Source organism: Arenibacter amylolyticus (genome assembly GCF_002150785.1).
Classification (GTDB): Bacteria; Bacteroidota; Bacteroidia; order Flavobacteriales; family Flavobacteriaceae; genus Arenibacter; species Arenibacter amylolyticus.
Genome location: NZ_MTAZ01000082.1, coordinates 1 through 11,633 on the forward strand (window position 1 = coordinate 1; position 11,633 = coordinate 11,633).

6 protein-coding genes are annotated in these 11,633 nt (G+C 40.0%); 3 read left to right on the forward strand and 3 right to left on the reverse strand.

What is annotated here, in order from left to right:
• Positions 1-92 precede the first annotated feature (92 nt).
• A complete protein-coding gene (locus tag BV214_RS16390) occupies positions 93-1,040 on the reverse strand; it encodes a DUF4382 domain-containing protein (RefSeq protein WP_086478580.1) in 948 nt (315 codons plus the stop codon).
• A 370-nt stretch (positions 1,041-1,410) separates the two neighbouring features.
• On the opposite strand from BV214_RS16390, the gene BV214_RS16395 reads away from it, so the two are divergent.
• Positions 1,411-4,941 (forward strand): PAS domain S-box protein, encoded by a 3,531-nt coding sequence (locus tag BV214_RS16395; protein WP_086478575.1) that lies wholly within the window; start codon positions 1,411-1,413, stop codon positions 4,939-4,941.
• A 27-nt stretch (positions 4,942-4,968) separates the two neighbouring features.
• On the opposite strand, the gene BV214_RS16400 is transcribed toward BV214_RS16395, so the two are convergent.
• Positions 4,969-5,586 carry a class I SAM-dependent methyltransferase gene (locus tag BV214_RS16400; RefSeq protein WP_394334944.1) on the reverse strand — a complete coding sequence of 206 codons (618 nt, stop codon included), beginning with the start codon at positions 5,584-5,586 and terminating at the stop codon, positions 4,969-4,971.
• Positions 5,587-5,951: 365 nt separating this feature from the next.
• Here BV214_RS16400 and sbcD point away from each other — a divergent pair, with 365 nt between their 5' ends.
• Positions 5,952-7,154 carry an exonuclease subunit SbcD gene (sbcD, locus tag BV214_RS16405; protein WP_086478577.1) on the forward strand — a complete coding sequence of 401 codons (1,203 nt, stop codon included), beginning with the start codon at positions 5,952-5,954 and terminating at the stop codon, positions 7,152-7,154.
• Between the two features lie 3 nt (positions 7,155-7,157).
• The gene (locus tag BV214_RS16410) at positions 7,158-10,193 is read left to right on the forward strand and encodes an AAA family ATPase (RefSeq protein WP_086478578.1); all 3,036 of its coding nucleotides are present in this window, start codon (positions 7,158-7,160) and stop codon (positions 10,191-10,193) included.
• A gap of 369 nt (positions 10,194-10,562) precedes the next feature.
• Here BV214_RS16410 and BV214_RS16415 read toward each other — a convergent pair.
• Positions 10,563-11,633 (reverse strand): YifB family Mg chelatase-like AAA ATPase (locus BV214_RS16415; protein WP_086478579.1); only part of this gene is annotated, 1,071 nt, incomplete at its 5' end.

Here is an 11,633-nt window from a genome sequence, read left to right on the forward strand (position 1 = left end):
TTCACCACCTAGCGAATTACCATGCACGGCACACAACAAAAAAGCTGCCAACAATGGCAGCTTTTTATAATTCTATCGGAATACTACTTTAATTATTGCTTTGTGCCTTTAACAACTACATTGGCACTTAAATTTAAAGTAGAGGTTACACTGATGGAACTTAGATTGAGTCCTAAAGCCGATTCTACCTCCAAGAGGGAATTAAAATATAGCTTGTCACCTTCCTTTTTATACGAGGCAAAAACCAGTTCATAATCTCCTTCTTGCAAGAATACCAAGTTATAAGACCCTGTAAACCCTTTTGCTTCCGCACTAGTTACGGCATTGGCAAAGGTAATGCCACTTTTCCCCGCACCTTTTGTTTCTACATCGGCATTGAACGTTCCCTTTTTATAGGCGTACACAATAATTTTATCCGAGGTGTTTTTAGAATCGCTTACCGTTCCAGAAATTTTTCCGGTTAGTTCTGCATTTACAGTTCTTATTCCTGCAGAAAGCTCACTCATCGTCACAAATTCAAAATCGCTAGACCCATTGCTCGTATCTTCTTTAATGATCTTCCTAAGGTCAAAATCAACCACAATTACATTTTTAGCTTGGGCAAGCACCTCAAAAGTATCCGTAACCTTAATTTTGTTGGAGGAAGCGACCAATGCATCCTTTTCCCCATTTGCCTTTTCAATGTAGCAACCTGGAGCGTTTCCATACACATCCTTATCAAAATCTAATTCAAATACGATATTTGAATACGACTTTGCCTGTAGGTCTAGATTACCCAAGACTTTGGTTTTTCCCTCTACCAAAGCAGCCAAATTAACGGTAGTGGCACTAAAACCCTCCAAGGCTTTCCCATCTACTGTAACATTGGTAATGGTTACAAAAGCAGCTTTTACATCGGCATTATCTATTGGGGCATCGGTAATCTCAAAACTAGTGTTGTACGTTTCACCTTCCATCGGAGAATCGTCATCTTTACTACATGACACCATAGCCATTACAGCGATAACTGCCAATCCTGAATTCTTTAAAAAATTCTTCATACTCTTCATAATAATTTTAAGTTGAACATTTGCCTATAAAACAATTTAAGCTTGGGTAACCCTACTCCAAAACTGTTAAATTCTTCACAACGTAGTTTTTTTCCTGATAATAAGTGGCGTAACCCCTTCATTAAAAGCAGGCGCTCCTGCTGTTTTAGCAGGTTCATTAAGATTTGAATTCATCCAGGAAGTATAGAGCACAAATTATACTCTTTATTCGTAATAATTACATACCCCATGGTTCCAATTCCAAATAAAAATTCGATTTTTGTAATGAACGCCACTTACCATTATTCAGTATGCCATTAATAAAAGCAGATAAAATTTAATTGAGCACCTAAATTTTAATTAGGATATTTTTTAATCCCCTATGAGTAATAATCCCCTTCTCCCCTCATACCACCCTATAAACCTTCCTAATACCCTATATTCTTCCATTTGTGAACTAACTTCACAACTTCTTGAACTCCCCAAGGAAAGAGTCGCCATTTTGGAAGCATCCACAAGTAGTGATCTATCCGCAGGCAGACTAACAGAGTCCATGGTAAGGCTAGAACCTTATATAAAATATCATCTAAGCGCAAAACCCAAGGAGCCGCTAGTTATTTCCAATATTCTAACGGACGAACGAACCAAAGAATTGTTTGATGAGCTCACTCCAGACTTTCCCGTTTTTATAGCAATAACCCCTTTAGTAGACAGTTTGGGGGCCCTAATGGGGCTGATTTTTATTTGGGACCGACAAGAAAGAAATTTAACTTCAAAACAATTAAAAAGCTTACAGACCCTAGCCAACCATACCCTTACCTTAATTAGTGGCCTCCAAAATACACTTACAAAAGTAAAACCCAGTACGGAAAACAAGAGCAATTCCAACAGTGGGGTTAGTACCCACAAGCAGAAATTGGGTTTATCGTCTAAACGCACATTAAAAAAGAGCAACGACCATGCAAAGAAGGGTTATTGGAGTATTAATCTAAGTACTTTTTTCATTTCCTGGTCAGATACTATGTATGCCATTTGGGGAAGGAATAAAAAGTCTTTCAAACTTAATTATGAAGATATCCTAGCAACCGTTCACCCAGAGGACCGCGATAAGTTTATCAAAAAAAGTGGTGAGTCCTTTTATGGACAAGGGATACATGATATTAGCTACCGAATTATACTACCAGATGGCACTGTAAAATGGGTGCATGAATTAGGACATCTTGTGGTAAACCAAAACGGTGCTACCAATATTTTTGAAGGCACCATAGAAGATATAACGGAGCAGAAAAAGGAAGAACGGCAACTAAAGCTTTTACAATCCGTAGTAGTCAATACCAAGGAAGCGGTTTTGGTTACAGAGGCCCATCCATTAGAAGAAGGAGGACAAAAGATTGTTTTTGTCAATCAGGCTTTCGTTGCAATGAGCGGATACGCTGTTCAGGAAGTTCTCGGGAAGTCTACCTCCATCCTCCTAAGTCCCAATGCAGATCCCAACAAGCTAAGGAAAAGAAGGGAAGCCATGCAACAGTGGCAGGCATTTGAGACTACCCTGACCAGTAGGAATAAGAACGGAGAGGATTATTGGGTCCACTGTGTTGTGAATCCCGTAGCAGACGCAAATGGCAACTATACCCATTGGGTTTCCATAGAGCGGGATGTGACTGAGAAAAAGAATTTGGAGCTGCAGGAAAAAATACTGAACGAAATATCCGTTTTACTCAATAGTCACGAAGTTCTGGAGACCTGTTTGGAAAAAATTCTACAACATCTAATTAAAAGGATCAACTTTAGCGTGGGCCAATTTTGGATTCCGAATTCGGACCGCTCTACCATGACCCTAGCCGCACAAGTTTTAAAAGATCCTAAAGACACTCCCCTATTAATGAGTAAGGAAACCTATACCCCTTTAGGCTTGGGAGAAGGTTTGCCCGGCACGGTGTGGCAAACCAATAGAACTCTGGTATGGGACAGTGTGGAAAAGGAAATAGATATGGAAAGAGCAACCGATCTACATCCGTCCAGCAAAAAAGCATTTACCGGGATTCCCCTAATCCACAACGATAAGGTAAAGGGAATCCTTGTTCTTGGGGTAGAAAATACTACTAAGAGCCCCTTGTTTTATGGTAAATTATTTAAACAGTTACAAGCCAATTTAGGAGCAGCTGTTAAACGGAAGATTTTGGATCTAGAACTGGATCAAATTTTTAATTTCACCCCAGATATTCTATGTAAAATTGGCGATGATGGAATGTTTAAAAAAATAAATCCGACAGCTACCAAACTGTTGGGTTTTTCGGAGCAAGAAATCCTCTCCAAAAAAATTATTGAGTTTGTCCACCCCGAAGATAGGGAAGAAACAGTGGAACAGCTTATTGGCCTATACCAAGGAAAGCCCCTCCGATATTTTGAAAACCGCTACCTCACCAAGGAAGGGAAAATTAAATGGCTCAGTTGGACTGCCGATCTAACCCATGAAAAAGGAATTACCTATGCTGTGGCCAAGGATATTACGCAAAAAAAGGAAATTGAAGGGCTATTAAAGGATGTTACCAAACTGGCACGTATTGGAGCATGGGAATTAAATTTGGAAAATGACACACTCTATTGGTCCGAGATGACCAAGGAAATCCATGAGGTGGATAAAGACTTTGTTCCAAGCCTACAGAATATAGTTGGATTTTATGAGGTTCAGGAAAATGCCAAGAAATTTATTGAAATCATAAAAAGTAAATTCCTTGAAAATAAAACGGTCGATTTAGAATTTCCTATAAGAACGGCAAAGGGGAAGGAGAAGTGGATTAGGGCAATTGGGAAACCTGAATTTTTTAATGATAAATGTATACGAATATATGGTAGTTATCAGGATATCCATCAGCTCAAGTCAGCTGAGCAAGAATTTATAAAGGCAAGTAAAGAGAAAAAGATGATACTGGAAAGTATTGGAGATGCCTTTATATCCCTAACTACTAATGGTATAGTTACTTATTGGAATCAAAAAGCAGAAGAATCCTTCGGAATCGATAGAAAGCAAATCTTAGGCAAGCACTACCAGAATGTATTTACTAATGAAAGAGATCAGGAGATTTTCACCAAAATATTCACTTCCATTAAACTCAAGGATCTACTATCATTTGAGAGATATTTTCCCAATTCAAAAACTTGGTATGAAATTAATGCCTACCCATCCGATTATGGAGTCTCTATATATTTTAAGGATGTAAATGCGCGTATAGAAGCAGAAAAAGAAATAGAACTTACCAATGAGCGATTTAAACGGGTGGCACAATCAACCAACGATGCAATTTGGGATTGGGATATCACCAATAACTCCTTATTTCTAAGCGAAGCTTTTAAAACCCATTTTGGACATGACATAAGCAATGCGTCCCAAAACCTTCAGTTATGGGAAAACCTACTACATCCTTCAGATAAAACTCGGGTACTTAACTCCTATTACAAAGCAATTGATAATCCTGAAGAATTGTTTTGGGAGGAAGAGTACCGATTACTAAAGGCAAATGGGGAGTATGCCTATATATGGGATAAAGCAGCGGTTATTAGAGATGGGCAAGCCAAAGCCATTCGTATGATAGGGGCATTAACCGATATTAGTTTGCTTAAAACCCATGAAGAGGCATTAAAGCAGCTGAATCGCGAGCTCCAGGAACGGGCACTGAATATAGAGGCTCAAAATGAAAAATTAAGGGATATTGCCTGGACGCAATCGCACGTGGTAAGGGCTCCGTTAGCTCGTTTGATGGGCTTAGTCTATTTATTGAAAGATGATATAGTACCCGAAGAAGAGAAGATGGAATTTTTATCTAATATCCTTTCATCGGCTGTAGAGTTAGACGGGATCATCCGGGAAATAGTGGCTAAATCACAAGCGGTAATTCCAGAAACCAACGATTAGCTTGAGTTAATGACTACTAACCCTTGTCTAAGTATTGGTATAAAGCGTAGTTACTATTTTTCCTTTACCATCATTTGAGGCAACGCACAACAACTGTTTTGCATGCCTCGGCTTAAAATGGAAAGGGGGTGCCAAGACATCTACCCCACTACCTTTTTTTAATCGGGTTCCTTGTCCAGAAATTACATCTTTATTAGGAATAAAATCTCCATCGGGAATATGTTCTGTGAGAATAACATATTTATAATGGGATACCTTATCCAAAATGCGTTGCACCTCGTTGTTGGAAACATGTTGCAATACCTGACGTATTAACACACAATCCCCAGAGGGCAGCTTATCCACGGCAATATCCAGACAATGGAACTCCAGGTTCCCATCTTTATACTTTTCCTTATTATGGGCAATAAGATCTGCTACAATATCTATGGCGATGTATCTCTTGGAATGCTTCACCAATTGCTTGCCTACATTAAAATCCCCACAACCTAAATCGCACACTACCAAGGGTGGAGTAAAGGTTTTTAAGAATGAGGTTACCACAGAAATATAAGGCGCAACTATATCTGGATGATGCGACCCTACACCTGAATAATACACTTCTTCGCCTGCTCCCCAGAGCTTCATTTCATAGACTTGTGTCATAGCCTGCTTTGTAGGCCAAGGGTTCTTTATTCTTTTTACTTTCCGTTTCATAATTACGCTAACAAACCATAAAAATAACCGATTAGTACCATGTTTTTAGCACATAAGAACAATTGTGGTGTCAATAACGACTTTTAGCCTACAGCTAAGGGCAAAATGGCAAACCTATTATACATCAGCGTATACTTATGGGTTTCTCATTTTGCATTGGGATATAAGCATCAAAAATAGGATTTAATGAATTATATGATTTAATTACATTCCAATATTATGAATTAAAGAAATGATTTAATTACAAAAATCTTGATGTATTCGCACATGGACAATTTTCTTGTAATTTTACCTTCCTTAAATAAACCCTTCGTATGAAAATCCTACATACTTCCGACTGGCATATCGGGAAACAGCTACATAAATATGACCTTGCAGAGGACCTAGATTTATTTTTTAGATGGTTAATAGACTATATCAAAACGGAAAACATTGACGTTCTATTAGTTTCTGGCGATATTTTTGATCAGGCCAATCCGTCTCAAGCAGCTTATAAGCAGTATTACGACCTATTAAGGAGCCTGATACCGCTAGATTGCAAAATTATACTCACTGGTGGAAATCACGATTCACCCGCTGTTTTAAATGCACCTGCCGAATTACTAAAAGCATTCGATATATCAGTGATAGGCGGCGCTAAAGATGCCATGGAAGATATGTTTATTCAGGTAGAAAAGAACAGTGAAAAGCTGGTGGTAGCCGCTATTCCCTTCCTAAAAGATCGCGATATCCGGAAGTCGGCCGCAGGGGAAAGCTACGCTACTAAAATAGAACAGATTAAAGATGGTCTTCGCAGTTATTTTTGGAACGTAAACGAGCATTACAGCCAGCATTATACTGATGAGGTATTTATAGTAATGGGGCATTTGTATGTACAGGGAAGTGAGTTGTCCGAAAGTGAGCGCGATATACAGATTGGGAACCAAGCCGGGGTAGACGCCAATATGTTTGGAACGCTTCCACATTATGTTGCACTGGGGCATATTCATAAGCCGCAGGTAGTTTCCGAGGCACAAAACATTCATTATTGCGGCTCTCCCATTCCATTGAGCTTTTCTGAAAAAGAAGATCGCAAACAAATAAATGTAATAACCCTAGAAAACAACGAAATTTCCAAGGTAGAAATTGTTCCTGTTCCTAAGCATAGAAACCTAATTACCTTTGAGGGAAACCTCCAGGAAGTGGAAGCCAAACTACAGACCTATTCCGAAACTACCACCCTACCCTCCCTAGTGGAACTTATCGTAAATGAGGAAAGGGAAGATTTGGAAAAACGTCAAGCTTTTGAAGCACTCACCGATTCAGAATTCGACAATAACCTCAAAATTGTTAAATCGCGCCTCAATTTCAAAAGTAAAATCAGGGGTGCCAGCGACGCTTTTGCAGTAGGAACGGATGTTTCCGATGTTACCCCCATGCAGATGTTCGAAAAAAAGCTTGGGCTACAGAGCGAACTGGAAAACACAGAGGATCTAAAAAACGCTTTCCGTGAAATTATTGAGGAATTGAACCTATAGTCCATGAAGATTTTAAAAGTAAGATTTGAAAATATACACTCCCTAAAAGGAGAACATGAAATTGATTTTGGCGATGGCATTTTAGCCGATGCCGGATTATTTGCCATTACAGGCCCTACAGGCTCAGGGAAGTCTACCTTATTAGATGTCATAACCCTAGCCCTATACAATCGTATCGCTAGGGTAGACAAATCGGTAAGTAACTCTATCCTAGAAGACGATGGAGGGATCATGACCCGTAACATGAAAAGTTGTTTTGCAGAGGTAGAATACCGTGTAAATGGAAAAAATTATCGCAGCCACTGGTCTATAGAACGCAATAGAAATAATAATTTAAATGCCCGAAAACAGGAATTGGTAGAAGTTGCTACCCAACATATTTTGGAGGAAGGCACCAAAACACCCCAGAAAAACCAAGAGATCATTGGCCTAAGCTATGAGCAATTTGTTAAAGCCATGGTGCTTTCGCAAGGGGAGTTCAGTAAACTGCTCCAAGCTCCTAGAAACGAACGCAATAAGTTATTGGAAGACATTACCGGGGCGAGATCTTATCGTGAAATTGGAAAGGCAGTCTATTTCCGCTACAAGCAGGTAGAAAAGAATATTGCTTTAAAAGAGGCTGGGCTAGAAACCATTGCATTGCTTACAAAAGAAGAAATTGAAGAAAGGAAAAGTAAACTGAAGGCATTAACCCAATCGAAACCTACCATAGAAAAGGCCTATGAAAGCGCCTCAGAAAGAATAAATAATAGAAAGGAACTTCAGAAAAAGCAAACTGAGCATAAAGCCCTGCAAACAGAACAGCTTCAGTTAAAAAAAGATTGGGAGACCTTTCATCCCTATAAAGGAGAATTGGAACAACACGATAAACTAGCTAAATATGGGGCCATCTTAGCTGATTTTGATGCTATAACAAAACAAGAGCTCCAGTTTAAAGAGGCAAGTGACAAACTCGGGAAATCTAAATCCCTAGCAACAATCCAACTCAATTCTCTTTTGGAAGATTCTAATAAACTTCTAGGAGAAAAGGTGGATGTGACCACCGTTAGCGAAAAATTAGAGGTTTTTCGCAATAAAATTGTACAACTACAAGCAGAAGAGAAAAACAAACAAAAGGAAGCCTCCTTATTCCAAGAGCAGGTCAGCATCTACATAAACAAAGTTAATCAGCTAGGGTATCCATTACCTATGGCCGATAAACCCGAACTATTGAAACCCCAAATAGATGCCGTACACCAATCCATACAGAGCGTCCTACAAAGTTCCGGGGCAAACTCCCTAGAGCAATTGGATTTGGAATTGGAAACCCTTCGAAATTTAAACGAAAAGGCAGGGGATTTTCTAAATGCCAAAGAACAGCATCTCAAACTTCAAAAAAACCAGGAGACCCAGCTAGCAAAACTAAAAGAGGTAAATGAGCAGTTAGCAAAAAATAGAAAAATCATAGGATCCTTGGAAAAAGAGGTAGGTGTGGCCTCCAAGGAAATAGAAAGCCTTGAAAAATCGTTGGAACAACAACGTAAACATCAAAGCCTAGAGGCATATCGCTCGCAATTAGAACCAGAGCAACCCTGTCCCCTCTGTGGATCCCTGCACCACCCCTATGCTTCGGACACCCCCCATTTTGATGCAAACGAGGAATTGCTAAACGAAAAAAAGAAGTCGCTTCAAAAGGATTCAACCAACTTAATAAACCTTAAAGCCAACACTGAATTTCTGCAAAAGGGAATTCCCGATATCAATTCTGGGATGGCTACCCTTAAAGAAGAAGGTGCCAAGTATGAGGAAACTTTAAACAAATTGGGACAACAGCTAAAATGGGATTATAAAAACGACTTGGCGACCTTACAGTCTAACCGACACGATTTAAACCTTCGTATAAAAAATATGGAAAGGTCTAAACAAGCCTTCCAAGCGGCTTCCATTTTTAAGGATATAGAGGAGCGATTAAAGCAGTGGGAATTGGCATTGACCTCATATACAGAATTAAAACAGCAGCGGAGTGCCCTCTTTTTCGGTCCAGATATCAATAAAAAGGTACACGAACTTAGCACTTCCATTACGCGTTCTAGTTCTGCTATTTCCTCCCTAAAGGAGCAAATAAAGGAGAATGCAGATAAACTAAAGTCAATTTCGAGTGAAAAAGTAAAGAAAGAGACCGAGTTAAAGGGCATTATATTAAAGGAGGAATTAGACTCCTTGCAAAGTTTACGATCGGGAATACTTCCAGAAGAACGTGCCAGCAAAATAAGAAGACGTGAGAGTCAGCTTAAAGAGATACGAACTAAGCTGACCGAGAAAGAGAGCTCTTTGAAAAAAGCATTGGTGGAATTATTGAAGAAAGATGACCCCACACTTTCCATGGAGGAATTAACCACCTTATTTAAGGATGCGAAGACCAATTGGGATAATCTATCCGTAACTATTGGTAAAATTTCCCAAAGTCTTGAGGAGGATAAAAAAGCTAGGCAACGCCAACAAAAGGTTCAGGAAGAAATAGACCTCCTCAAAAAGGATTTGTCCCTCTGGAAAACTATGAATGATTTAATTGGTGATGCTACCGGAAACAAATTCTCCAATTTTGTGCAGGACCTGACTTTGGAGCAGCTTATTGGCTACGCCAACAAACGACTTTCGGAATTCAGCGATCGATATCTTTTGGATATTCCCACGGCAGAAGAAGCCGAGAAGAGCGATACGCTAAAAGTATATGATAAATATATGGGGAATGCCCGTCGTTCTGTACGAACCTTATCGGGCGGTGAAACCTTTCTGGTAAGTTTGGCCATGGCCTTTGCCCTGTCTGATATTGCTGCTAAAAATGTAAAGATAGAATCGCTTTTTATCGATGAAGGATTTGGAACTTTAGATCCGGAAACACTAGACCAGGCAATTACAATTCTAGAGAAAATGCAAAATGAAGGAGACAAATCGGTAGGGGTTATATCGCATGTAAGCGCTTTAAAAGAACGGATTACCACACAAATTCAGCTGGAAAAAGGTAGTTTAGGGTATTCTACCTTAAAGGTGGTGCAATGATCCTTTGGCACGAGCATGACGCCTGTCTGCCGACATAGGCAGGCTCGTGCCAGCGAATGTTTTTTAGTTATGAAATGATATACATGCAGCTCTGAACATACCCATATCATTATCTGCCCTATACTTGTAGCTAGGACCAAGAGCATGAGCAATTACCAAACCTAAACTACTTTAAAAGTTTCATCCTTTGTTATACCCTTTGCGGCATGGAAAGCCCGCCCAGGATTAGTCGGGCAGGCCCGCCCAAGATTAGTCGGGCAAGCCTTTAGCTCGTGCTTCTATTGAATACAGATTGGGATTTTTTAGTATAAGTAGTTTTTTTTTGTACAAGTAATTTCCAAATAAACACATTGCCAAATCACCAAATTATCAACCCAACCAGCCTTCTCGATCCAAGCTTCTATATTGAATGGCCTCCCCAATATGCGTCCCATTAATTTCTGATACCTTATCCAAATCGGCTATAGTGCGGGCTACTTTTAGGATTCGGTCGTAAGCACGGGCAGAGAGGTTTAAACGTTCCATGGCATTTTTTAGCAATTCCTTGGAAGCCTCGTCCATTTTACAATATTTCCGTATCTGTTTGGTATTCATCTGGGCATTATAATGTACGGTATCCGTATCGGCAAAACGCAGGGTCTGGATTTCCCTAGCTGCTGTGACTCTCTTTCTAATATCAACACTACTTTCTCCTTTTCGGTCTTCCGATAATTTCTCGAAAGGTACCGGAGTCACTTCTATATGGATATCAATTCTGTCTAATAGTGGGCCCGATATTTTACTTAGATACCGCTGCATTTCTGCGGGCGAAGAAGTAACGGGGGCATCAGGATCATTAAAATACCCTCCTGGACTGGGATTCATACTGGCTACCAGCATAAAACTACTGGGGTAGGTTACGGTGAACCGTGCCCTTGAAATAGTAACTTCCCTATCTTCCAAAGGCTGTCGCATTACTTCCAGAACTCCCCGTTTAAACTCTGGCAACTCATCCAAGAACAATACCCCGTTATGGGAAAGGGAAATCTCCCCTGGCTGGGGATAGGCACCGCCTCCAACGAGGGCCACATCACTAATGGTATGGTGTGGACTCCGGAAGGGCCTTTGGTTCATAAGTCCCATATTTTTGATTTTCCCAACCACACTGTGGATTTTGGTGGTTTCCAAGGCTTCATGAAGGGTCATTGGAGGCAGTATGGATGGGAGTCGCTTTGCCAACATCGTCTTTCCAGCTCCTGGCGGACCAATAAGGATAATATTATGTCCGCCTGCAGCGGCAATCTCCATACACCGCTTTATGCTCTCTTGTCCCTTCACATCCGAAAAATCGTATTCAGGGAAATCCAAGGTTTTATAGAATTCCGCCTTAGTATCTATAAGTGTTTGTTCTAAGGGAGTTCCTTTATCGAAAAATGAAATTACTTCTTCTATATTCTCTAT

Coding starts and splice junctions, on each gene's coding strand:
- BV214_RS16390 (WP_086478580.1), bottom strand. CDS start 1,040: ATGAAGAATTTTTTAAAGAATTCAGGATTGGCAGTTATCGCTGTAATG.
- BV214_RS16395 (WP_086478575.1), top strand. CDS start 1,411: ATGAGTAATAATCCCCTTCTCCCCTCATACCACCCTATAAACCTTCCT.
- BV214_RS16400 (WP_394334944.1), bottom strand. CDS start 5,586: ATGACACAAGTCTATGAAATGAAGCTCTGGGGAGCAGGCGAAGAAGTG.
- sbcD (WP_086478577.1), top strand. CDS start 5,952: ATGAAAATCCTACATACTTCCGACTGGCATATCGGGAAACAGCTACAT.
- BV214_RS16410 (WP_086478578.1), top strand. CDS start 7,158: ATGAAGATTTTAAAAGTAAGATTTGAAAATATACACTCCCTAAAAGGA.